The following is a 22,414-nucleotide window of genomic DNA, read 5'->3' as shown; positions in this document are numbered from 1 at the left end:
TTTTTGGAATAAGATAATTATATGAGTTAGCTTTAAATGTTACAAGCAGAAAATACAGGGGAACTGTATTCCCGATCGTGGCCGGGAATGACGGCAACGAGAACTGGAATGTTTCATTGATTTGAACTAGTGACAAATTGTCACCAGTTGGCGGAACCGATTCGAAATGATTATAATGGATATGGCTGGCTGACATGAGAAGCCGATGAGATATTAAATAACAACCGGAGGCTGACTATGTTTAGAAGATTCTTCAGCACAGAGAATGACATTTCACTCTTTTTCATGAGGCTGCTTCTCGGTTTAGTGATACTCCCTCACGGCGCGCAGAAGCTTATCGGCCTCTTTGACGGCCTGGGATATTACGCGACCATCGCCTTCTTTACAGGCAAGATGGGCCTGCCGTATTGGGTGGCAGTGCTTGTGATAACCGGCGAATCTCTCGGCTCTATATTTCTCATCATAGGTTTCATGACGAGGCTGGCTGCGCTCGGCACTCTCTGCATAATGACAGGCTGCATATATCTGATACACCTTGAGAACGGGTTCTTCATGAACTGGTCAGGAAAGCAGAGCGGCGAGGGTTTTGAATATCATCTGCTTGCTATCGCGATAGCCCTTGCCCTGATGATAAAAGGCGGCGGAAAGTGGTCCATAGACCTCTCGCTATCCGGCGGCAAGTCAAAGAAATAATATTGAATAGAAAAAGAAGTTAGATCCCGAACCAGCTTTTAAATACTTCTTGAACCTCTTCTCTCTCTGAATCTGTTAATCTTTTGCATGTAGGAATGATGCGGATCGAGATGCTCTTTCCATTGCCCCACGGCCACCAGGCGCACAGGATACAGGCATCCTGTTGAGTATCAGATGCCATAAGCATCTGCCCCTCCCTGAGATTGCCAAGACTGCCATTTACCGCCTGCACAGTATCAGGAGCTTGTTTGATATTTGACATATCCCAGGCGAAGTCAAGATATTGATCAAGTATAGCTCGGACCTTCTCTCTGTCATCCGTATCAAACTGCGCCATAACAGTCCCGAAATAATCATCCCATTTCCAGGAGATGACCCCATTGAACGCGGCTGAGAATTCTTTGCAGAGCTTTTCGAGGCCTGTTCTATTTAAGTCGCTTATCACAGCCTCCGATGTTTGATAAAATTATTTTGATAGTGAATAAAAACCGCCTGCTAAAAGAATACCGGCGCTTTTGATATCCGTTCAAACAGCTTGATCTGGCGGCGGTGCGGAGGCCAGTTAAGAAGAAACGTTGCCAGCGCTTCCCATAATGAGATCCATGCGGCGATCGTCAGGCCTTCGGCAAATACCCTGCTGACCACGGTCTCATGGATCAAGAGTTCCTGATTTACCCAGACAGAGAGCGTAAGGATCGCAACCCCTATGGAGAAGAGGGTGAGAGCTTTCCGTGTCATTCTCTTTAATTCGCGGATCTCGATATGCTTCTGGTGGATGAAGTAATTCCGGATGCTCATCTGCACACGGGAGGTATTTGTATCGTCAGCCGGAGCGGAGAAACGGAAACGGATAACAAAATCTTCCTTGCCGATCTCATGAACAGAGTCGATAAGATAGTCAACGAACTCCTGATCAAGGTCTTTTTTGAGATAAGGGGCGTTCTTGTCGAAATAATTATAAAGATCCTCTATCCTTTCGGTGGTGATATCTATTATCACCTTTCCGTCAGCTGTGCGCGAATATCTTTCGAGCAGATCTTTCTTCATCTTAATGAATGCTATCCGACCTTTACCTTCCAGCCTGTGCCGTCTGCCTTGTCCTCAAGTATGATCCCCTGTTCGAGAAGGCCGTCCCGTATATTATCCGATGTCTTCCAGTCTTTATTAGCCCTTGCCTCCTGCCTCGCGGATATCATCCCCTGGATCTTCTCTTCGGTCAGCGTTATCCCTTTGACCTTTATTAAAGACCTGTACCATTCCTCAGATGTCCTGTTAAAGATATTCAATATGCCGCCTGCCTCGGCAAGGAGGCCGCGCGTTCTCTGCACAAGATCATTTGCCTTTTGCCCGGACGGTTTTGCGTCAAGGAATTTATTCACCTCTCTTATAAGTTCAAATATATGCCCCAATGACGATGCGGTGTTGAAATCATCATCCATCGAGCTCTGAAATTTATCTTTAAAAGAAGAGAGCAGCGCTTCCAGTTCTTTTGATGATGCGGGCTTCTCTTTCTCCACTGCATTTTTTATAAAATCAGCGATCCTTGTGGCAGTTGTGTAATACCTGTCTATGTACGACTCAGCCTCATTAAGATGTACATCTGAAAATTCTATGGGGCTCCTGTAGTGGGCTGAGAGCAGAAATGTCCTGACCACTTCAGGGTCATACTTTGCGAGTATCTCCTTGATGGTGAAGAAGTTGCCGAGTGACTTGGACATCTTCTCTTTCGCAAGGGTGATGAAGCCGTTGTGCATCCAGTATTTCACGAACGGCTTGCCTGTGTACGCCTCGCTCTGCGCGATCTCATTCTCATGATGCGGGAATGTCAGGTCAGCCCCGCCGCCGTGTATGTCAAAGCTTTCGCCTAAATATTTCGACGACATAGCGGTGCATTCGATATGCCATCCGGGCCTGCCTTTGCCCCACGGGCTCTCCCACCACGGCTCGTTTGGTTTTGATGATTTCCAGAGCGCAAAATCAAGCGGGCTCTTCTTTCTCTCATCAACGTCAACACGCGCGCCTGCCATCAGGTCGTCAACATTCTTCTTTGAAAGCTTGCCGTATCCTTCAAACTTTGCGACCTCAAAGTAAACGTCTCCGTCAACCGCATACGCGTAGCCTTTATCAATAAGCCCGCTGATCGTCTCGATCATCTCTTTGATATGGTCTGTGGCGTTCGGCTCGATGTCAGCCCTGCTTACACCGAGAAGCTCCATATCAGTGTAGTATTCGTCGGTATATTTTTTAGCCACAGCTTCTGTAGATATGCCTTCCTCATTCGCCCTCTTTATTATCTTGTCATCAATGTCGGTTATGTTCCTGACGTGGGTCACCTTATATCCCCTGTATCTCAGGTATCTCTTGATGATGTCAAATACTATAGCGCTTCTGGCGTGTCCCAGATGGCATACGTCATATGCCGTTATGCCGCATACATACATCCTCACGTTATTGGGGTCAATTGGAAGGAAATTCTCCTTCTCTCCGCTCATTGTGTTATATACCTTTAACATTTCACCTTTACCTTCCAGTTTGTTTATTCTGTTCTCAAGCGCGGCAATATATTCCTTCATCTCCCCGAACCTCTCTTCAACAGGATCAGGCAGGTGCACATGGTCAAGCATCTCAACAGGCCCTTCATCAAGTATCTTAACGACCCGCCTCTTTATCACCCTGCCCGGAACTCCGACCACGATAGAGTTTTCAGGCACAGAGTGAAGCACAACAGAGTTGGCGCCTATCTTTACATGGCCGCCTATGATTATCGCGCCTAATATCTTTGCCCCTGCGCCGACGACAACATTGTTGCCCAATGTCGGATGCCTCTTGCCTTTCTCCTTGCCTGTGCCGCCGAGCGTCACGCCCTGATATAAGAGCACATTCTCGCCGATCTCTGATGTCTCGCCGATGACAACTCCCATGCCGTGGTCAATAAAAAATCCGCCGGCGATATTTGCTCCGGGGTGTATATCGATCCCTGTAAGTATCCTTCCAATATTTGCCAGAAGGCGGGGGAGCACAGGCACTCCGGCATTCCAGAGTTTATGATTCAACCTATGCAAAACTATCGCCTGAAAACCGGGATAAGCAAGGATCACCTCAAGCCGGTTCTTTGCCGCCGGATCCATATCAAAGACCGTCTTAAAGTCCTTACGCACATCACCCCAGAATCCCATAAACGGTATTATACTATAAAAGTATTCAGTAGTCAGAAGTAGTTATGCAAAAGAATTGCGCGGATATTAATGGAAATATTCAGTGTTAAACAGCAGGTTAATTCTATGTTGAAATCGGTTCCAACATCAACTGATACCAAAGACTGGTAGTGGGTCAGTTTGGAATAATCAGCATCTTGTCATGCTTGACCGTTCATGCTAACTATAGATGCATGGGGAAAAAGAAAACCAGCCGATAATAACATCCTCGCTAAATCCATCGTATCACAGGTTACAGAAGGAACCCTGCTGCCAAGACCAGATGGTTTAAAAAAAAGTAAAAACGTTTTAACCTCGAAACTATCTAATTTAATCATTTCCGCAAAATGAATAAATGCTAATTAAATTTAACTTGAAAATGCTGTATAATATCAACATGTTACGTGATTTATTAAAAATACTTGCAAATTATTTCAAGGTTAGGATATAATTATTGCATAATTTAAAGGAGGTAATATAATGTCGCAAAATAAAATGATAGAAAAACTTATTGAAGAAATGAAACAAAAGGCAAGGGATATAGAAAAAATCTATTTTACATTGCAAACACTCAGGGAATACGGGGAAGACATTACGTTGCCAGACTTAAACAACCTAATTAATTCAGGTGGGAAAGATTCAGGATCGTCGGTTGGAATAAGATCTGACGAGTTTTACGGAATGACCAACAATGAAGCCGCAGAAAAATATCTAAGAAAAATAGGTCATGCGATGCCACTTGATGATATTTTTGTTGCACTTCAAGAAGGTGGCATAAAATTTACTGGGAATGGAAAAATAGTTTTAAACAATCAATTGACACGTGCAACAAGGAAATTTGCAAAAATCCATACTGGCACAACATTAAATTTTGGATTGTTGGATTTTTATCCAGACAGAGCAAAGAAGAAAGTTAAATTGCAAAGTGAAAATGGTTTGACCGAGGAAATAGAATCCGATGAGAATAATGGAATAGATGATATAAAAGAAAAGGCTGAATAGCTTGAACTATTCAGCCTTTCCCGTCTTAGACGGGAATATAAGCCTTGGCAGGTAGCCAAATCGTGATTTAAGTGTAACGCTTAATTGTCCTACCTGTCAAGGCCTTCTTAAGGAAAGGAGGGCTTGAGTCATGTTTCGTTATCATCATGGTAAGAGGCAAAGACTTATTTTCCGTGTCTGGAAAACAGCCAAAAATGGAGAGCGGTTATACGCTCCTGCTTTTGGCTACAGGGCATGGCCGATATGGATTAATGCCTAACTGATTTAAGGGGAAGTGGAAACACTTCCCCTTATCTTTTTGTAAACACACATTTTAATACTACTTAGGGGACGTTGGTTACTTACGTTGTAAAACTCTGTAATCCATAATTCGTCAATTTGACAAGCCATTATCATATCTTTACAATGTAAATATATGGATCACATCAGATTCGACTGGGACAAAGAAAAGAACCTATCGAACCAGAAAAAGCACGGGATTTCTTTTGAAGAGGCCCAGTCTGTGTTCGTCGATGAAAATGCCTTGATGATACATGATCCTGACCATTCAGACGAAGAAGATCGGTTCATTCTTCTTGGGTTAAGCTCCTCTATTCGTCTGATGGTTGTTTGCCATTGTTATCGGGAAAACGATGAAGTTATTAGAATCATCTCTGCTCGGAAGGCAACTCGTACAGAACAAAAACGTTATTGGGAAAGGTGATGAATATGAGAAAAGAATACGATTTTTCCAAGGCAACCAAAAACCCCTATGCCAGCAGGCTCAAGCGTCAGGTAACTCTCAGGATGGATGAAGGCACTATCAGCTACTTTAAGAATCTTGCGCAGGAGATTGGAGTCCCATACCAGACGCTGATCAATCTTTATCTGAGAGATTGTGCTGCGGCTCATAAGAAACTGGCCCTTCACTGGAAGACCGCATAAATGGATAGCAAGCCTGCCTGACGGCAGACATGGATGAAAGGTCCTTCAGCTGGATGGTGTCAGACGTGTGCCTAATTTTTCTGTGCATTGAGCCGTTTACGGCCTTGTGCCTTAATAGCCTTAATATTTAAAGGAGTCGGTTCGCCGCTATCCAACCCTTTTTTTATTTCGGCCCTAAGTTCTTCGATACGCACAGATTGTCTGTGGTCACGCTCCGCAAGAAGGCGTAAAGCTTCTCGCATAACCTCGCTTGCGGAACCATAATGACCGCTCTCGACCTTATTTTTTACGAGCTTTTCAAGTTGTGGTGTAAGTGAAATGTTCATAATGTTATTTCCTCCTATGTAACCAATAATAGCATAGTTTGACATTCTTTGTTATTGAGAAGTGAAGCAAAAAAGTGACCTTTTTAGTGATAGCCGGACATAATGCACAACTTTGTATTTACATGATGAATCTTGTCTTACATGATATGCAAATGCTATTATGCAATATAATATCGTTCGTACATATGAGGTGAAACATGACGACAAAAGTAACGACAAGGGGACAGGTTTCCATACCGGCTGAAATCAGGAAGCGTTTTCACATCGAGCCGGAATCAAAGATCGAGTGGTCTACAGATGGAGACGAGATAAGAATTATCCCTCTGCCCAAGGATGCTGTGGCCGCATTCAGAGGCCGGGGCCGGAGGAAATACAGCGGTGAGCAATTTCTGAAAGACAGGCAGCAGGAAAGGAAGAAGGAAAATGCAAAAGGCAGATAACGCAGAATCCTACGTCCTGGATACGTCTGCCATCTTTGCTCTCTGGAACGATGAGCAGGGGGCCGATACTGTGGAGCATATTCTGCATTCCGGAGCGCCGGTGCTGGTCTCTTTCATGACTATTATGGAAGGGCGCTACAGACTTTGGAAGAATGCCGGCAAAGAAGCCTCGGACGAGTTTTCTAAATATATCTCTCTGCTTCCGGTCAGACGGATAGATATGACTAATGCAATATTTGAAAACGCAATAGAGATTAAGGCTGCCAATAGCCTGTCGGTATGCGACAGCTGGATTATTGCAACCGCCATCGCCACAAAATCCATCCTCGTACATAAAGATCCTGAATTCGAGCAAGTCAAGAAAATAGTCCAGCTAAAAACTTTGCCATATAAAAGCAGCAGGACAAAATAAGACACAACGCAGCATACGGACTTTAAATGAGAGACGGGGTATTGTTTTTGCAGTAGCTGGAGACCGAGCGCATTAATTCTGTTTTGCTTTGAGCATCTCTTTCGCGTGCTTCAATGACACATCTGATATTTCACCGCTGAGCATGCGGGCGATCTCCTCGACCCGGGCATCCTTCTCCACCCGATTTATCCTGACCCTGGTCTTGCCCTTCTCTGTCTTCTTCTCTATCTTGAGATGAATATCAGCGTATGATGCTATCTGCGGAAGGTGCGTTATGCATATCACCTGATGCATGGATGAAAGGTCCTTCAGCCTTTTGCCCACAGTCTCGGCAGCCTTGCCGCCGATGCCGGCATCTATCTCGTCAAATACCAATACAGGAATATTGTCGCCGTCAGACATGATGCCCTTTAACGCAAGCATCACTCTTGAAAGCTCGCCGCCGGATGCTATCTTTGAGAGAGGCTTGAGCGTTTCGCCGACATTCGGAGATATCAGAAATTCTATCTCATCAATACCCATTGATGAACCGTCCGAAGTATCATCGCCCTGCTGCTGTGTGATGCTTATTAAGAATTGAGTGTCAGGCATGGAGAGCTTTGAAAGTTCCTCTATTATCTTCGGCTCAAGTTTTTTTGCAACCGCCTTCCGCTTCTTTGAAAGCTCCTGCGCCTTTTCCGTCAGCCTCTGCCTGGCATCATCAAGCTCCTTTTTAAGACTGTCTAACATCTCTTCGGAATGCTGAAGCTCCTCAAGCTCTATCAGCGCGCTCTCTCTTTTATCAATGACATCCTGAAGAGTTTCACCATATTTCTTCTTCAGCCGCTTTATCAGTTCAAGCCTCTCCTGAACCTCCTCAAGCCTTGCGGGATCGAAATTTATGCCGTCCTTATAGTCCCTGAGAAAGTATGAAGCCTCTTCAAGAAGCGGCATCGCATCCTCCGCAGACTTAAGCGCCTCTCCTGCGCGTGAGTCTATGACAGATATCTCTTTGAGGTCATTGATCACTGATGAGAGGTTTGTTATGCAGGCGGAATCCAGAGAATAGATAGAGTCATAAGCCCGGTTCGCAAGCTCAGCCAGCCGCACCGCGCTGCTGAGTATCTTTGTCTCCTCCTCAAGTTCCTCTTCTTCCCCGGGTTTAACCCCGGCTGACTCGATCTCTTTGATCTGGAACTGGAGCATATCAATCCGCTGGAGCCTCTCTTTATCCCTCTGAGCCAGCGCGGAGATCTTCTGCCTTAAGCCGCTCATTCTTTCATAGAGATCAGAAACCTCCTGCCGCTCTTTATGCAGCCCGCCGTGAAGGTCAAGAAGCTCAAGCTGTTTTTCCGCTGCGAGAAGGGATTGGTGCTCGAACTGTCCGTGGATATCAATGAGCGCGCTGCTTGCATCCGAGAGCGTCTGAAGGTTGATCATGGAATCATTGATATACGCCTTGCTCTTTCCGGCTGATGAGATATTCCTCGTAAGGATTATGCCTTCATCAGCCTCAACGCCTGAATCCCGCAAGAATGTCTCAAACGATCTATTAAATGCCCCTGGTTTGATATCAAAGAAGGCCTGCACTGTCCCCTCTTTTTCGCCGCTTCGAATGATGGTGCTGGTCGCTCTCTCGCCGAGGGCAAGTGATAATGCGGATATTATTATTGACTTGCCAGCGCCTGTTTCGCCTGTAAGGACATTGAGCCCTGCACCGAATTCTGCCGTGGCATCTTCAATTATAGCGAGGTTCTTTATTCGGAGTTCACGCAGCATTAGGTATTTTACATAAGGAGGATAAATTTCAGTTCATTAATTTTTAAGTATTTATTTCTCACGTCGTAATTTTTATATTCACAATGTTCTTCAATAATTTGAAATGTTTATCCATGGAATAAACTTCGCAATCATTTTGTTTAGCATTTTGAGCTATAACCAAGTCGGGAATACTGACTCCATTTGCTCCTTTTTTTAAACATTGCACCTGGTAGTCTATGATCTCATCCCATTTAATGCGCAGTTGAAGTTTATTGATATTATCCAGCAGCTCTATGATATTTTTCTGTTTCCTGATCTTCAGGAATGGCACTAATTCAGCAAGGATCAAGTCGTTGGTAACCGCCAGGTTTTCATCTATTAAAAAATCAAGCCTTTCAAAATCATTTCCGTTTCTGAAATATTCTATCCAAACGGAGGTATCAACTAATACCGGCATTGCCGGCCCCTGACAACGTCCAAATCAATATTCAAATCCACTTTCCCTTTATATTTTTTCAACTCGGAGATCTTTGATTTTCTTATTAACTCTTCCAGGGCAGTGATAATAACCTGGGTTTTTGTCTGAATGTGAGTGGTCTTCATTGCTTCTTCGAGTAAATTTTCGGGCAGATCAAGTGTTGTTCTCATAATTACCTCCTTATGCATTAATTTAGCATGTTATGCATATCGTGTCAATTGTTTATGGTCAAAGGAATCAAGGAGTGAAAATAAAATAAAACTGCGTGAAGAGTTAACGGAAGATTATAACACACCCCTTTTATCCCCTCTTTTTAGAGGGGAATATATGAGGAAAGATTCCTCTTTGCGTGTTGAAAAATAATAAAGCCTTATGAACTTCCGTATGAATGAAGCCCTGAAAGCACGAGGTTAACGCCGAGATAGGTGAAGATAACAGCAACAAAACCTATGATGGCGAGTACTGCGGCCTTCTTGCCTCTCCAGCCTGCGACCAAGCGCGCGTGGAGATAAACTGCGTAGACAAACCATGTGATAAGAGACCAGGTCTCTTTCGGGTCCCAGCTCCAGTATGTTCCCCATGCGCTGTTCGCCCAGATCGCGCCCATGATGACGCCGCCGATCGTGAAGAGAGGGAAACCGACAGCGATGCTCTTGTAGGTTATATCGTCAAGCATATTGACACTGAGGTCAAGTCCGCCCAGAACCTTCTTGAGCCCGAGGCCGAAGCGCCATACCGCCGCGACAAAGATGGTCCCTGCTACCCAGCTTAATGCCATCATAAACCCTGATTGGCTCTTAAATGTTGCTGTAAGAAAATAGCTCTGCAGCATCTCACCGCGCTGCGCGGCAGTAAGGTTTATATAGTCAATGCCCATGGCGATAAGCACAACAAGGAATATCCCGATGACAACGCTGCCGAAGATATAGGGTGTCTCATTCCTGGAGTCGGTTATCATTATAAGGTACGCTACAGCAGCGCCGAAAGAGACGCCGAAAGCGGCATAGCCTATGAAGCTCAAAAAGACATGGAAGAGGAGCCAGTTTGACTGAAGCGCAGGGACAAGAGGCTCGATCTCTGTGGACATACCTGATACATCAATGAACGCAAGCGCAAGCGCCGCAACAGGAAGTACAAAAGCCCCGAGAGAGCGGTTCTTGTATTTGAACTCGGTCAGCAAGTGCATGGCTATCAATGCCCACACAAAGAAGATGAGCGACTCATAAAGGTTCCTCAGCGGGGCGCTTCTTAAAACAGATTCTATCATTCCTGAGTTGGGGACTGAACCTGTCCAGAAGTCAAAGGAATCACGCCACCTAAGCGCAAGCGCAGTGGTTTGGCTTAAAAAACCCAGCATGGTAATGCCGCTGGCCGCGACAGCTATCCCCGGTTTTCTGAAGCCGACATAGCTGATGTAAACAGCCATTGCTATAAAATATAATCCCGTTGATATTCCAAAGAAAGTGCTGCTCATTTCCTGCTCCTTGCCTCGATAGCTTCAGAGGTCTTAGATAATATGCTTTCTATCTCTTGCTCAAAAGAGAGCCTGTTCTTTGTGGCAGAACCGCCGATCAGGATGCTGACGGAATTCTTTTCGTTAACGAGCCTGACCCATATCTTTTTATTGCTCATGAAGAAGGTGACATAAAGGCCCAAGCTCATAATAATGCATGCCAGGTAAATAATCCATACCCCGGGATCCTTTGAGACCTGAAGCCCTGTATACTCCATGCCCCAGTATTCTACAAACTCGATACTGTGCCCTCCCGGCAGGATCCATGTCTCAGGATGGCGCTTAAGGAACCAGCCGGTATATGGAGCCTTGCCCGGTTCCTCGATCTTAATTGCGATCGCGGGCTCCATCATCTGATCATCAAATGTGTACAGCATATCAGTGCGCGGGTCACGGCTGAGAGCAGGTGAAAAATCCGCGATAGTGCCTTTGATGCCTGTGCCGGGGATCTGGAACGACTCGCCGAATTGAAGCCTGATGCCCTGCGGCTGGCCTCCCTCGGGTGTAACAATAAGAATGAACGCGCCCAGCCCGACAGGTATCTTGCCGAAGCTTGACGGATAATATGAGAGGTTCGGGTACATCTGCAGGGCGCTTCCATAGTTAGCCTGATAAAAGGTGATCCCTTTATATGTAAGGGGGTCATTGACCTCGATAGACTTTGTCAGGATCTCCTTGCCGTCTTCAATGACCACCAGCTCGCTCTGAAACTCCTGCGGCCTGTAGCTCCCTTTATAATAAGTTGTGTTATACCAGTTGCATCTGACCTGAAAATCAAGCGGGATCGTCTCCCCGTCAAAAGTATATACAGCGCCTGATGAGCTGCCCTCCGGGAGGTTCAGGTATCCGTCAAATCCGAATTGAGAGCCGACCAGAGCTCCGATGAAGATAAGGAGGATGCTCAAGTGCACAATATAGACTCCAAGGCGGGTATATCTTCCTTTCTGTGAATACAGCTGGACAGAATCGCCCTCAGTTGCCTCAAGCGGCTGGTACTTCCTGGATTTCAGGGTGTTCAGAAACTCGTCTTTGGCAGCCTGAATGTCGGCCTTTATCTTCAGCTCTTTCTTTATCTGCAGGTTCTTTATTACATGCTCCTCAAGCGGATGGAGAGGTGTCTGGATTATGTGCCATACCCTCGGCAGCTTGTCGAGCGAGCATACTATAAGGTTGATGCAGAAGATAATAAGGAGAAGCTTGAACCACCATGCGTGGTACATGTCCATAAAGTCGAGCGTAACAAAAATATTATAAAGCGTCGGCGCTGTATTGTCCCCGACTATCTTCGCCAGAAACTGGATGGCCTTGGCATCCTCCTGCGGTAAAACGGTCCCGACGATCGAGGTTATGGCAAGCAGCAGCAGAACTACTATGGCAAGCTTAATAGAAGCGCAAAAGTTCCATACTTTCTGTAAAAGGCCTGATTCCTGCTCTTTCAATATCTCTTCTCCTGAGTTGTTAAATTAGCATTAATATTTTATTGAAGTCAAATTCAGCCGGGAGCGGCATTATTTCGGCAGGATAAAGTAAAAATTGTTCCCGTAGCGGGTGGGCTCGTAACCCACTACCCCGCCGTGTATCTCAACGGCATTTTTTATAAATGACAGGCCATGGCCTGTCCCGGGCTTGTCAGACGCATTATTTCCGCGAAAAGTGTCCTCAAAAAGCCTCCCGCGCTCTCTCTCATCGATATGCGGGCCGGTGCTGAATACATTCAGTTTGAGGCCGTTCATGCCGGGCCCGAAGAAGTCGTTGATTATCTCCCGGCCGTATGAAATGTACTTCTTTTTTTCTCCTGTATCAATTGTGACTTCCTGTGTGTATTTGACAGCATTGGAGAAGAGATTCGCATAGACCTGGGCTATGAGCCCTATATCCACAACCGTTACGATCTCCGCGTCAGGTATGCCGCTGAAACGGTCATCTACCGAGATGCCCATGCTCTTGAACTGGTCAATATACCGCTCTAACTGCGGCTGAACAACATCCTTCTTGATATTGCATGGCTTTGTACGAAGCGTTAACTGCCCCTCGTCAAAATGGCTCTTTCTGAAGAGCGTCTCGATAAAGAGGCTCAGGTTCTTGAAATGTTTCTCGATATTTGTAAGTTCAGTGATCAGGCCATTATTCACATCCGCGAGTTCCTGCAGATAGTTCTCCACCCAGTCATTGTCCAGATTGCCTGATAACGCTTTTTCAGAAAGGGCCATCTCCATCTCTATGTTCTTCTCGATCTTCCTTCTGAGCCCCTTAAGAAAGAGCTTATAGACCATATTGGGCACTATGATATTATGTTCTATATCGGCAACCAGCGAGCGGATGAACCTCAGGTGTTCAATGTTCTTGTCAACCAGGAACCTGTTGTGGATATTGAACCCTATGCGGTTGGCGTATTTCACAAAAAAGAGCTCTCCGTGCTGGTCAATGCTCTTATCATAAAATATCTGGAGCAGGCCGAGAACGTCATCTTCAATATGAAAAGGAAGCTGGTCGATCAATGAACTCTTCCCGCGGATAGTAAGTATCAGGCTATTGTTGTCAGTGCGGTAGGGATATTCTTTCGGAGTTACATATTCAGGAACTGGAGACAGAAGTGCGGCTTCCCGGCCTTCTGTCTTTGATACAAGCGTCATGAAGCCGAGTTTAGGGTCAATGACATAAAGGCAGGCTTCCATATTAAAGAAACTCTTCGGGATAGCCACGCACAGGTCGTAAAAATCCTCAATGCCGTCAAGCTCCTGCGAAATATCAAAGAATGTCTTTAAGGCGTTATTCTCCGTATGTGTGAAGCTATATCTGAAATAATCGCTCTTCTTGTTCTCAATGCGTTCAAATATGTGATTGATATTTCTCATTTTTGCAAAAAAACAGGACGCCGGTATATTAATTATACTGCAACCGGCTTATTTATTAATATAATTTTACTTCTTTTGAACTGAAGTTCAAGGGCAATATTGCTAAGGCTTACAATTACCGGAAAAGGGAGCATGAGAATGAAAAGGCATCCTATCTTATATAGGCCTCAGTTACATACCTTCTCATCATGCGGTGGCTGTTAAAGTAGTAGGCGTTCTTCCCGATTGCGTTCTGCATCATTCTTATCCATGTCTTGCGGTCATTATAATAAGTAGGGATAATGATCTTTTCGAGTTTATAATAAAGATCATCCGCATCGATCTTGTTTATATTGTTCTCCGGGCCTATTCCGGTCGGAGCGGGGCCGATCGCCCAGCCGGTAAATCCCTCTATGTGGCCTTCTATCCACCACCCGTCAAGAACGCTGAAGTTCAGAACCCCGTTGTGCGCCGCCTTCATCCCGCTCGTGCCTGATGCCTCAAGCGGCCTTAGCGGAGTATTGAGCCATACATCAACCCCTGAGACAAGCTTGAGCGCTATCTCCATATTGTAGTTCTGAACAAATGCGATCTTTATCTTGCCCTTCAGCCTCTCTATGGAAGAAAATATCCCCTGGATCAATTCCTTGCCGACATTATCCTTCGGGTGGGCCTTGCCTGCATAGATGATCTGTATCTTGCCGGAGCCGATATCTTCAAGCCGTTTCAAGTCAGAGAATAGAAGGTCAGCCCTTTTATAAGCGGTGGCCCTTCTTGCAAACCCTATTGTGAGAGTTTCATGGTCCATGCCGGCGCCTGAAACTGAATTAACAAAATCGATAAGCTTTTTCTTGGCCTCGGAGTGTGCCGCCCAGATCTCTTCATCAGGTATACAGCCCACCCTGACGAATATCTCAGGCTCATTTGCCCATCCGGAGAGGTACTTGTCAAATATCTTCTTCATGCTCCCGCATGTCCAGGTGAAAGAATGCACGCCGTTCGTTATTGCGTTTATATGATACCCGGGGAACATGCCCTGCGAGACCTCGCCGTGCTTCTTGGCAACCCCGTTCACGTAATTGCTCAGATTAAAGCCGAGAAGCGTCATATTCACACTCTGCTCGCCGGCAAGTTTTTTAAGCATATTTGTCGGAAAATAGCTGCCGAATACTTTTTCGTAAAGATCATAAGGAAACTTGTCATGGCCTGCCTCAAGCGGCGTATGCGTCGTAAAAACACACAACTCTCTTACTGTTTTAATATCCCATATCTGTGATTCATCCCATACCGCCTCTATATCTTTTTTATATTCCTGCAGCAGTTCGAGCGTCAGAAAAGCCGCATGGCCTTCATTCATGTGATATTTTTTTATCTTGAAACCCAGTTTCCGCAGCATCCTCACACCGCCGATCCCGAGGATCACCTCCTGCTTGATCCTGTAGCTGTCACCGCCGCCATACAAATGGTCGGTCAATGTCCTGTCCTCGGCGCTGTTTTCCGGTGTGTCTGTATCAAGATATATGACAGGGACGCTTCCTCCCGTGGGGCTGTTCACAAAATAGACCCACGCTCCTATGCGGACTTCCCGTCCTTCGATATTTACAGTGACCTTCTCTCCGGTATTTGCCAGCAGGTCTGACGGCTCCCATACCGCAGGGTACTCTGTCTGACGGCCGCAGTTGTCGAGTTCCTGGCGGAAATACCCTTTTCTGCTTATAAGCGTAACCGCGACAAAGGGAAGGTTAAGGTCAGCAGACGACTTGACCGTATCGCCCGCAAGAACGCCGAGCCCGCCGGAATATGTGGGAATCTCATCCCTGATGCCTATCTCCATTGAAAAATAGGCTATCTTTTGTTCAGTTATGTATTTTTCCAGCAGTGCCATAGCAAAATATTATAGCAGATTTATACGGAACAAACGGTTCCAGCCATAACATCACGGGGTTTACTCTGGTTCAGCTTTTGGTTAAACTAACCTCCATGAAGGTTCTTGCGCTTGAGACAGCAACAAAGGCAGGCAGTATCGCCATTGCGGATGAAGGGGTATTTATCGGAGAGGTGAGGCTGGACGTCAGTATAGCCCACGCTGAAAGGGTGATGGATTCCATCGCATGGCTTCTGAAGAGCTCACATATTTCGATAGGTGAGATAGATGCCTTTGCCTTATCCATAGGCCCCGGCTCCTTTACCGGCCTGAGGATAGGCCTAAGCACTATAAAAGGACTCGCATTCTCAACAAAAAAACCGGTCGTGCCGGTTCCGACGCTTGACGCCATGGCAAGAAGGCTCCCGTTCTCTTCTTATTATATATGCCCGATGCTTGACGCAAGAAAAGACGAAGTATATACAGCGCTCTACAGATGGGAAGGCAACGCCTGCGTGAAGATAATCCCTGAAACAGCCGTGGAACCGGGTGAATTTTTAAGAACATTAAAAGGCCCGGCTGTTTTCATGGGAGACGGAGCGGTAAAATATAAGAACGTCATTTCCGGGATTCTAAAAACTGACGCACTCTTTCCGCCTTCATCTTTTATGTCGCCTGCCGCTTCGAGTATCGCAGAGATAGCTCTCGAAAAACTGAGGGACGGAATAGAGGCCGGCCCTGTCAGCCTTACGCCTTTATACATAAGAAAAGCAGAGGCAGAGATCCGTTGGAAAGCATGATCATCAGAGACATGGACTTTGCCGACCTAAATGAGGTTCACGGCATAGAGCAGGAATCTTTCGCCACCCCGTGGAGCATGGCATCTTTTGAGTATGAGCTGATGGAGGAAGATGCTATCTTAAAGGTAGCTGTCATTAACGGCCGGGTCGCCGGATATATATGCCTGCGGACCATTGCAGATATCACTCATATACTGAACCTTGCCGTAACGCCGGAGTTGAGGAGGCAGAACATCGCGAGCATACTTCTTAACAGCGCTTTAGATGAACTGCGGCACACGCAGGAAGATGCCGACTTTATAACTTTAGAAGTCAGGGAATCATCTCCTGCAGTAAGGCTGTATGAAAAACACGGCTTTAAAGCGATCGGCAGAAGGAAGCATTACTATCATAAACCGCTTGAAGACGCGATCCTGATGGGGCTTGAAATGGGGGAGCTGCAATAATGGAAGTGAGAACCGGGCTTGATATGTTTGAGAAATACTGGCCGAAACCGCTCGCAGGCGCAAGTGCCGGCCTTGTCGTACATCCGGCATCTGTGAACATGAGGCTTGAACATGCCGCGAGCCTCTTCCAAATATCACGCAAGATGAAGTTAACAACCCTCTTCGGCCCGCAGCACGGGATACGCGGCGAGACGCAGGACAATATGATCGAGTGGAAGGGGTTTAAGGATGAGAAGGCCGGAATCCCTGTTTACAGCCTTTACAGCGATACCCGTAAGCCTACGCCCTCGATGTTAAAGAATGTTGATGTACTTGTGGTTGATATTCAGGATGTCGGCTCACGCTATTACACATTCATCTGGACGATGGAGCTGTGTATGCAGGCATGCCTTGAAGAGAGCAAAAGCATAGTGATCCTTGACAGGCCGAACCCTCTGGGCGGCAGCATTACTGAAGGCCCTGTGCTCGATATTAATTACACATCCTTTGTCGGACAGCGTCCATTGCCTGTGCGCCACGGCATGACGGCCGGTGAGACCGCTCTTTATCTTAAAGAGACATATTATCCAAAACTGGACCTTCATGTTATCCCCATGCTGAACTGGAAGAGAAGGATGCTCTTTGATGAAACAGGCCTTCCCTGGGTGATGCCGTCTCCGAATATGCCAACGCTTGATACGGCAATTGTCTATCCCGGCATGTGCCTTCTTGAGGCAACGAACCTGAGCGAGGGCCGCGGCACGACGAGGCCGTTTGAGATATTCGGCGCTCCGTTCATTGATCCTGATCTGCTCGTAAAAAAACTTGGCGAGTTCAAACTGCCCGGTGTTGTCTTCAGGCCGATGTATTTTCAGCCTACATTTCAAAAACACGCAGGCAAGTTATGCGGAGGCGCGCAGATACATGTTACAAAGAGAGATACCTTTAAGCCGTTCAAGACAGGCGCGGCGATACTGAAGGCTGCGCATGATCTGTATCCGAAAAAGTTCAAATGGAAAAGGCCTCCGTACGAATATGAAAAGAAGAAGATGCCGATAGACATACTTGCCGGGACAGACAGGCTGCGCAAGGATATTGAAAACGGCTGTTCCCTTTCAGATATGGAAAAGTGGTGGAGAGAAGAGTGTGCAGAATTTAACAACAAAGTGAGAAAGAAGTTTTTAATTTATAAATAGACTTTGTTAATTTGATTTAATCTATGAGTATTTTTTTGTCATTCTGGCTTGTCCAGAATCGTTTTACAAGAAAGATTCTGGACAAGCCAACAGTAGGCCGGACGGAGCCGCCAGAATGACACTTTTGTAGTAATCAGCGAACCCATATGACTAAGATCAACGCATTCATCCTCGCAGCCGGGCTCGGTGAAAGGCTGAGGCCGATAACAAACCAGATACCCAAACCTCTTGTGCCTGTTTTAGGCGAACCGATCCTCGAAAGGGTGCTTGAGCGCATCTCTGTCTTACCTGTAAAAAAAATTGGCGTGAACCTGCACTATCAAAAGGATGTTATCAAAGGCTGGATCAACAGTTCTCTTTATTCCAGGAATGTCACGATGTTTCAGGAAGAAACGGTTTTAGGCACAGGCGGGGCGCTAAAAAATGCCGAAGCATTTCTCAGCGAGAGCACGTTTCTCCTGCATAATTCAGACATCATTTCAGACATAAACCTTGAGGGATTACTGAGACATCACATTGATTCAGGGAATCTTGTCACACTCGCGGTGCATGACTGTCCTGAATTCAATACAGTTTATGTTGATAAAAACGGATTTGTGAAACGTGTCGGGAAGCCGGATAAGCCTGATCCTGAGAAATGGAAACTGCTGGCATATACCGGCATCTCTATCTATGAACCCGGTTTTCTAAAGATGCTGCCTTCAGGCGCATCAAGCCTTGTGGACGGATGGGTTAATGCGATTGAAAAAGGATATAGTGTCGGCACAGTGGATGTAAGCGGTTCTTATTGGAATGACATAGGCACTCCCGCAAGATATGCTGAAGCAATTTTTCAAATGCTTAAAAAAGAAGGCGAGATGATATACCTGCATCCCTCTGTAAGCGGGTGCAATGACGCAGATATAGACGGCTATGTCGTGATAGAAGAAGGTTCTTCCCCGGGACGCGGGTCGCTTTTGAAAAACACCATCCTGCTTTCCGGCGGCATGGCGGAAGATGATTCCGCGTATGAGAACTATATCCTCGGACATGGTTTCAAGATAAGCCTCGGCAGCCCCGCATCAGGTGCCGATGACCGCACGCTTATCGGCACGGGCGGGTCTGACAGGACATATTACAGGATACGGAAGCACGGAGAGACTGCGGTGCTTATGGAGTGCCCGGCAGACGACCCTGATTTTGAAAGGCATATCGAATACACCCGCTTCTTTCACAAACATTCCATCCCCGTGCCTGCGCTCCGGGAGATCTTTCACAAAAAGAAGGCCGCTCTGTTTGAAGACCTCGGCGACACATCTCTTTATAACTGGCTGAAATGTAAACGTGATAAAGAAGAGATAGAGAAGATATACCAAAAGATACTTGAGATGCTCGTGCTGCTTCATAACGATGCGACAAAAAATATTGCAGCCCTTCCTATCCTTGCATCAAGGGTCTTTGACTATGGCCACTTCAGATGGGAGACAGGATATTTTGTTGAACGATTCATCAAAGGTTTCAAGCGCATGAGTGTCAATGACACAGCCGCGCTGGATAAAGAATTTCACGATCTGGCAGCAAGGTCTGACTCATTCCCAAAGACCGTGATGCACCGTGATTTCCAGTCGCAGAATATCATGGTCACAAAGGGAGGCATTCCGAGACTGATAGATTACCAGGGCGCAAGAATGGGCCCGCCTGCATATGATATCGCGTCAATGCTTTGGGATCCTTATTATCGGCTTGATGATGAGTTAAGAAAAGGGCTGCTTGAACATTATATCGATGGAATGAAAGATGCAGATACGAAGTTCGATGCAAGCATTTTCATGACAAGCCTGAATTACTGCCGACTCCAAAGACATATGCAGGCGCTCGGAGCCTACGGCTTTCTCTCTGTTGTAAAAGGTAAAAAATATTTTCTCAAGCATGTGCCTGAAGCGGTGATGCTGCTGAAGGAAGATATTGAATTTGTTAAAGATGAGTTTCCCGCGCTTTATGCGCTTGTAAGTAAGATGTGATAAGATTCATTTGATCTTCTCTAACATGACGGCAGAACCTGAATTTGAACAGTTCGGAATAACAAAGGAAGGGTTTGATTCCATTTACGCGAAAAAGAAGAAGATACGGAATTACGCCTTCGGCATAAGTTCAGCAGCAGGCATTATTACAGGATGCATTTTCGGGATACGTACCTCAACAAGCGCATATGAAACCGTATTATTCATTCTCTTCTTCGGCTGTTTCCTCGGCAGTATCTTCGGAGCAATCTTCACTATCACGGTAAAGATCCTGAACAGCCTTTTTCTGTATATCTTCTCTCCGTCCTACAGAAACTGCAGAAAATATCTCTCCGCAAAGTCCAAAGCAGGATCAGGCTCGAAGTAATAGAAGTATCCTCTGCCCGATCCTTTTTTCTCACTGACCACCGGCTGCTGAAGGCTTAACCTAATGGCTCAAATCATTGTTCTGAACCGGGACGAGATCAAGAATTCTTGGTTCGCGGCTTTTGTTAACAGCAACCTTGGCAACCACATCTCCGCTGCGGACATTACGCAGAAGACTTTCTTCGCTGACATAAAAACGCTCAATACCTAACCGTATCTGCCTGCCTCCGCCCCACAGTTTAGGGGTTAATTCCCCTCTTATCCAAATTCCCTTAGCATTAGTTGCTGGCGGGGTCTTTTGACAGGATTTGTCCTCATAGGGATATATCTTTTCACCCAAGGCGTTAAGTGTTTTACCGCTCTTTGAAATATGCATATAAATATAGCGATTTTGACCTATTTCGTCATTCAATATCAGCTTACATGTTTCAGACTTTGGAGTTGAAATTGAATATCTTAATGCTACATAGTGCCCGCTGAGAAGGTCTCGCGGGTCAACAGGCTCTGTCTCAAGCCAGATGGTTTCGGCATTGCCATAAGACAGGATCAGGTACCCGCCCCACAAAACAAAGAAAACTATCTGGGCGATCAATGTATAACGCAATATCTTCATTCCATCTCTCCGGCCTTTGTCATACCGATCAAATGTTTACGGCCCCTCTCAAGAGAATAAGCAAGGAGAGCAAGGAGGATGCCTGAGATGATAAATCCAAAGCCGCCTTGAAGAAGTGTTCCAAAGACATCAATAAAACGTGTGATCAACAGAAGTAAAACAATGATAACTCCTATATTGATCTGTGATATCCGTCCATATAGAGAGCCATGCCACATAAAGGCAATACCTGTCATTGCGAGCAGGAAATTGGCAATAATAGCCGCTCCCTTTATAACTTCCAAAGGCCCATCTGTAAGAAGAAGCATAGGGGTGGCTATAGAGGCGAGCAGCATCCCCTGTCCAAACCATTGCCATTTCCGCTCCTTGCTTAAGGCTCCTTCCGGAAGAAGCAGGATCATGGCGGCAGATGCTATCGTGAAAAGGAGAATGATAATGACTCCAATGATAGAATAGTCGCCTGTTATCGGCCCCTTCATATGCCAGAAAAATGTCATTGCATAAATGGATACGATCCATGAAAGTTGGGCAACCTGCTTCTCTGTTTCACTGCTTTTTAGATACAGGTGCAATAAAAGCCAGGAACTGGAACCTGCTGCAAATGCCAGCATTAACCATCCCGCATGCTCTACTCTAATATAAGTATGATTGACCAACAAAAGGACTATCCAGATTATCAGGATCCCGATCATATGTCTCCTGTGTCCTGACGGGAGGCGCAAATGACTTTCTATTGCCGCAATTATTAAGATCACAAGAGACAATAACCACGCCCAAATAGAAACAGGCACTTCACTTCCATGAGAGGTTAAGATGGAAAGGTCGTCACCTGAAGCATAGTTACCATAAAAGAGAACTGCGATAAGAGTTGCCATATGCAAGGGCGCTATGATTCGATTCGGGCTTGCCAGGGCGATTGGAAGCGTAAAGGACAGCCAGACCAGAAAAGGACGGATCGGATGCCCTGACAACTGAAAGGTCTGAGCATAAAGACCGATACCGATTAGAGGTAAAAAAAACCAGAACAGCTCTAAAGGAATAGATAACGCACGACTCCTGTTTTGAAATCTTATTGCCAGTTCGCCAGAAATAAGCAATATCAGGATAAAAGCAGCAACACGCACAACCGGTCCGATTTTGTCCCAATTATGCGCTATTATCAAACAGACCCCTGCGCTGATAAAAAGCCCTGCCAGTATCGCGATCCAGGCGGTTCCCTTGATCCGCAAACCATGTTTTTTCTCTAGCAGCTTATCAAAGATCTTTATCTCTTGTTCCGTTGAGATAATCCCCTCATCTGCACAATATCTAAGATGGTTTTTTAAACGGGACTGGAAAGATTTGCCGCCTGTGGATCGAAATAACAAGGCAGCAAGAATGATAAAAGCTATAAAAATTATTATGGAAAGCATAATTTGTATGATAAGCTCTCAGATTGTTTGTAGAATTATATACTATCGCTTATAAATATAAAACCAAAAACCTCGATTGCTTGCATCAAAAATTTTATGCGAAGTGAATGAGAAAAGTTGAAGGGAACTGATTGCAAGAAGTTTCAGGCGAGGAATTTGTCTACGGTCTAAGTTTCAATGAA

General features: G+C 45.8%; 24 protein-coding genes. 11 read left to right on the top strand and 13 right to left on the bottom strand.

Going from position 1 to position 22,414, the window contains the following annotated elements; genetic code table 11:
- Positions 1-237 precede the first annotated feature (237 nt).
- Positions 238-693, top strand: a complete 456-nt coding sequence (locus HY807_04765; GenBank protein ID MBI4825715.1) for a DoxX family protein — start codon at positions 238-240, stop codon at positions 691-693.
- 19 nt (positions 694-712) lie between these two features.
- Here HY807_04765 and HY807_04760 read toward each other — a convergent pair whose 3' ends face one another.
- Genes HY807_04760 through HY807_04750 form a run of 3 tightly spaced genes read right to left on the bottom strand, consistent with a single transcriptional unit; the run spans position 713 to position 3,851 of the window.
- On the bottom strand, positions 713-1,138 hold the full coding sequence (locus HY807_04760) for a hypothetical protein (protein MBI4825714.1): 426 nt from the start codon (positions 1,136-1,138) through the stop codon (positions 713-715).
- Positions 1,139-1,188: 50 nt separating this feature from the next.
- The gene (locus HY807_04755) at positions 1,189-1,740 is read right to left on the bottom strand and encodes a hypothetical protein (GenBank protein ID MBI4825713.1); all 552 of its coding nucleotides are present in this window, start codon (positions 1,738-1,740) and stop codon (positions 1,189-1,191) included.
- 11 nt (positions 1,741-1,751) lie between these two features.
- Positions 1,752-3,851, bottom strand: a complete 2,100-nt coding sequence (locus HY807_04750; GenBank protein ID MBI4825712.1) for a cysteine--tRNA ligase — start codon at positions 3,849-3,851, stop codon at positions 1,752-1,754.
- Positions 3,852-4,367: 516 nt separating this feature from the next.
- On the opposite strand from HY807_04750, the gene HY807_04745 reads away from it, so the two are divergent.
- From HY807_04745 to HY807_04735, 3 genes are all read left to right on the top strand, one after another.
- Complete coding sequence (locus tag HY807_04745) at positions 4,368-4,889, top strand: hypothetical protein (GenBank protein ID MBI4825711.1); 522 nt, start codon at positions 4,368-4,370, stop codon at positions 4,887-4,889.
- A 415-nt stretch (positions 4,890-5,304) separates the two neighbouring features.
- The gene (locus tag HY807_04740) at positions 5,305-5,592 is read left to right on the top strand and encodes a BrnT family toxin (protein ID MBI4825710.1); all 288 of its coding nucleotides are present in this window, start codon (positions 5,305-5,307) and stop codon (positions 5,590-5,592) included.
- 5 nt (positions 5,593-5,597) lie between these two features.
- Positions 5,598-5,813 carry a BrnA antitoxin family protein gene (locus HY807_04735; GenBank protein ID MBI4825709.1) on the top strand — a complete coding sequence of 72 codons (216 nt, stop codon included), beginning with the start codon at positions 5,598-5,600 and terminating at the stop codon, positions 5,811-5,813.
- Positions 5,814-5,884: 71 nt separating this feature from the next.
- Here HY807_04735 and HY807_04730 read toward each other — a convergent pair whose 3' ends face one another.
- Positions 5,885-6,139 carry a type II toxin-antitoxin system ParD family antitoxin gene (locus tag HY807_04730; GenBank protein ID MBI4825708.1) on the bottom strand — a complete coding sequence of 85 codons (255 nt, stop codon included), beginning with the start codon at positions 6,137-6,139 and terminating at the stop codon, positions 5,885-5,887.
- A gap of 197 nt (positions 6,140-6,336) precedes the next feature.
- Here HY807_04730 and HY807_04725 point away from each other — a divergent pair, with 197 nt between their 5' ends.
- Both HY807_04725 and HY807_04720 read left to right on the top strand, forming a co-directional pair.
- A complete protein-coding gene (locus HY807_04725) occupies positions 6,337-6,579 on the top strand; it encodes an AbrB/MazE/SpoVT family DNA-binding domain-containing protein (protein ID MBI4825707.1) in 243 nt (80 codons plus the stop codon).
- The gene (locus HY807_04720; GenBank protein ID MBI4825706.1) at positions 6,563-6,991 is read left to right on the top strand and encodes a PIN domain-containing protein; all 429 of its coding nucleotides are present in this window, start codon (positions 6,563-6,565) and stop codon (positions 6,989-6,991) included. Before HY807_04725 ends, HY807_04720 begins: the two co-directional genes overlap by 17 nt.
- Positions 6,992-7,063: 72 nt before the next feature.
- On the opposite strand, the gene recN is transcribed toward HY807_04720, so the two are convergent.
- The 7 genes from recN to glgP form a co-directional block, all read right to left on the bottom strand.
- A complete protein-coding gene (recN, locus tag HY807_04715) occupies positions 7,064-8,749 on the bottom strand; it encodes a DNA repair protein RecN (GenBank protein MBI4825705.1) in 1,686 nt (561 codons plus the stop codon).
- Between the two features lie 58 nt (positions 8,750-8,807).
- A complete protein-coding gene (locus tag HY807_04710; GenBank protein MBI4825704.1) occupies positions 8,808-9,188 on the bottom strand; it encodes a PIN domain-containing protein in 381 nt (126 codons plus the stop codon).
- The gene (locus HY807_04705; protein MBI4825703.1) at positions 9,176-9,379 is read right to left on the bottom strand and encodes a type II toxin-antitoxin system VapB family antitoxin; all 204 of its coding nucleotides are present in this window, start codon (positions 9,377-9,379) and stop codon (positions 9,176-9,178) included. Before HY807_04705 ends, HY807_04710 begins: the two co-directional genes overlap by 13 nt.
- 200 nt (positions 9,380-9,579) lie before the next feature.
- Positions 9,580-10,683 (bottom strand): c-type cytochrome biogenesis protein CcsB, encoded by a 1,104-nt coding sequence (ccsB, locus tag HY807_04700; GenBank protein ID MBI4825702.1) that lies wholly within the window; start codon positions 10,681-10,683, stop codon positions 9,580-9,582.
- Positions 10,680-12,161, bottom strand: coding sequence for a cytochrome c biogenesis protein ResB (locus tag HY807_04695; protein MBI4825701.1), 1,482 nt, complete (start codon positions 12,159-12,161; stop codon positions 10,680-10,682). Before HY807_04695 ends, ccsB begins: the two co-directional genes overlap by 4 nt.
- Before the next feature lie 69 nt (positions 12,162-12,230).
- Positions 12,231-13,577: a sensor histidine kinase gene (locus tag HY807_04690; GenBank protein ID MBI4825700.1), complete on the bottom strand. Its 1,347-nt coding sequence runs from the start codon at positions 13,575-13,577 to the stop codon at positions 12,231-12,233.
- Between the two features lie 151 nt (positions 13,578-13,728).
- Complete coding sequence (gene glgP / locus HY807_04685) at positions 13,729-15,390, bottom strand: alpha-glucan family phosphorylase (protein MBI4825699.1); 1,662 nt, start codon at positions 15,388-15,390, stop codon at positions 13,729-13,731.
- Between the two features lie 128 nt (positions 15,391-15,518).
- Here glgP and tsaB point away from each other — a divergent pair, with 128 nt between their 5' ends.
- The 5 genes from tsaB (at position 15,519) to HY807_04660 (ending at position 20,208) form a co-directional block, all read left to right on the top strand.
- A complete protein-coding gene (tsaB, locus tag HY807_04680) occupies positions 15,519-16,220 on the top strand; it encodes a tRNA (adenosine(37)-N6)-threonylcarbamoyltransferase complex dimerization subunit type 1 TsaB (protein ID MBI4825698.1) in 702 nt (233 codons plus the stop codon).
- On the top strand, positions 16,217-16,666 hold the full coding sequence (rimI, locus tag HY807_04675; GenBank protein ID MBI4825697.1) for a ribosomal protein S18-alanine N-acetyltransferase: 450 nt from the start codon (positions 16,217-16,219) through the stop codon (positions 16,664-16,666). Before tsaB ends, rimI begins: the two co-directional genes overlap by 4 nt.
- On the top strand, positions 16,666-17,841 hold the full coding sequence (locus tag HY807_04670; GenBank protein ID MBI4825696.1) for a DUF1343 domain-containing protein: 1,176 nt from the start codon (positions 16,666-16,668) through the stop codon (positions 17,839-17,841). Before rimI ends, HY807_04670 begins: the two co-directional genes overlap by 1 nt.
- A 146-nt stretch (positions 17,842-17,987) precedes the next feature.
- The gene (locus HY807_04665) at positions 17,988-19,841 is read left to right on the top strand and encodes a phosphotransferase (protein ID MBI4825695.1); all 1,854 of its coding nucleotides are present in this window, start codon (positions 17,988-17,990) and stop codon (positions 19,839-19,841) included.
- Between the two features lie 25 nt (positions 19,842-19,866).
- Positions 19,867-20,208, top strand: coding sequence for a hypothetical protein (locus HY807_04660; GenBank protein ID MBI4825694.1), 342 nt, complete (start codon positions 19,867-19,869; stop codon positions 20,206-20,208).
- A gap of 60 nt (positions 20,209-20,268) precedes the next feature.
- Here the strand turns inward: HY807_04660 and HY807_04655 are convergent, their stop codons facing one another.
- Together HY807_04655 and HY807_04650 are read right to left on the bottom strand one after the other, a co-directional pair.
- The gene (locus HY807_04655) at positions 20,269-20,820 is read right to left on the bottom strand and encodes a GDYXXLXY domain-containing protein (protein ID MBI4825693.1); all 552 of its coding nucleotides are present in this window, start codon (positions 20,818-20,820) and stop codon (positions 20,269-20,271) included.
- Complete coding sequence (locus HY807_04650) at positions 20,817-22,232, bottom strand: DUF2157 domain-containing protein (GenBank protein ID MBI4825692.1); 1,416 nt, start codon at positions 22,230-22,232, stop codon at positions 20,817-20,819. The genes HY807_04655 and HY807_04650 overlap by 4 nt, the downstream gene beginning before the upstream one ends.
- Between the last annotated feature and the right edge of the window lie 182 nt (positions 22,233-22,414).

This window comes from Nitrospirota bacterium (assembly GCA_016207885.1).
Taxonomy (GTDB): Bacteria; Nitrospirota; Thermodesulfovibrionia; order UBA6902; family UBA6902; genus JACQZG01.
The sequence above is the reverse complement of the archived record's forward strand: the minus strand, read 5'-3'. Positions and strand labels throughout refer to the sequence as shown.

Bases quoted from the DNA above. Each gene is read 5' to 3' on its own strand.
- HY807_04765 (MBI4825715.1), top strand. From the start codon at position 238: ATGTTTAGAAGATTCTTCAGCACAGAGAATGACATTTCACTCTTTTTC.
- HY807_04755 (MBI4825713.1), bottom strand. From the start codon at position 1,740: ATGAAGAAAGATCTGCTCGAAAGATATTCGCGCACAGCTGACGGAAAG.
- HY807_04745 (MBI4825711.1), top strand. From the start codon at position 4,368: ATGTCGCAAAATAAAATGATAGAAAAACTTATTGAAGAAATGAAACAA.
- HY807_04740 (MBI4825710.1), top strand. From the start codon at position 5,305: ATGGATCACATCAGATTCGACTGGGACAAAGAAAAGAACCTATCGAAC.
- HY807_04735 (MBI4825709.1), top strand. From the start codon at position 5,598: ATGAGAAAAGAATACGATTTTTCCAAGGCAACCAAAAACCCCTATGCC.
- HY807_04730 (MBI4825708.1), bottom strand. From the start codon at position 6,139: ATGAACATTTCACTTACACCACAACTTGAAAAGCTCGTAAAAAATAAG.
- HY807_04725 (MBI4825707.1), top strand. From the start codon at position 6,337: ATGACGACAAAAGTAACGACAAGGGGACAGGTTTCCATACCGGCTGAA.
- HY807_04720 (MBI4825706.1), top strand. From the start codon at position 6,563: ATGCAAAAGGCAGATAACGCAGAATCCTACGTCCTGGATACGTCTGCC.
- recN (MBI4825705.1), bottom strand. From the start codon at position 8,749: ATGCTGCGTGAACTCCGAATAAAGAACCTCGCTATAATTGAAGATGCC.
- HY807_04710 (MBI4825704.1), bottom strand. From the start codon at position 9,188: ATGCCGGTATTAGTTGATACCTCCGTTTGGATAGAATATTTCAGAAAC.
- HY807_04705 (MBI4825703.1), bottom strand. From the start codon at position 9,379: ATGAGAACAACACTTGATCTGCCCGAAAATTTACTCGAAGAAGCAATG.
- ccsB (MBI4825702.1), bottom strand. From the start codon at position 10,683: ATGAGCAGCACTTTCTTTGGAATATCAACGGGATTATATTTTATAGCA.
- HY807_04690 (MBI4825700.1), bottom strand. From the start codon at position 13,577: ATGAGAAATATCAATCACATATTTGAACGCATTGAGAACAAGAAGAGC.
- glgP (MBI4825699.1), bottom strand. From the start codon at position 15,390: ATGGAGATAGGCATCAGGGATGAGATTCCCACATATTCCGGCGGGCTC.
- rimI (MBI4825697.1), top strand. From the start codon at position 16,217: ATGATCATCAGAGACATGGACTTTGCCGACCTAAATGAGGTTCACGGC.
- HY807_04670 (MBI4825696.1), top strand. From the start codon at position 16,666: ATGGAAGTGAGAACCGGGCTTGATATGTTTGAGAAATACTGGCCGAAA.
- HY807_04665 (MBI4825695.1), top strand. From the start codon at position 17,988: ATGACTAAGATCAACGCATTCATCCTCGCAGCCGGGCTCGGTGAAAGG.
- HY807_04660 (MBI4825694.1), top strand. From the start codon at position 19,867: ATGACGGCAGAACCTGAATTTGAACAGTTCGGAATAACAAAGGAAGGG.
- HY807_04655 (MBI4825693.1), bottom strand. From the start codon at position 20,820: ATGAAGATATTGCGTTATACATTGATCGCCCAGATAGTTTTCTTTGTT.
- HY807_04650 (MBI4825692.1), bottom strand. From the start codon at position 22,232: ATGCTTTCCATAATAATTTTTATAGCTTTTATCATTCTTGCTGCCTTG.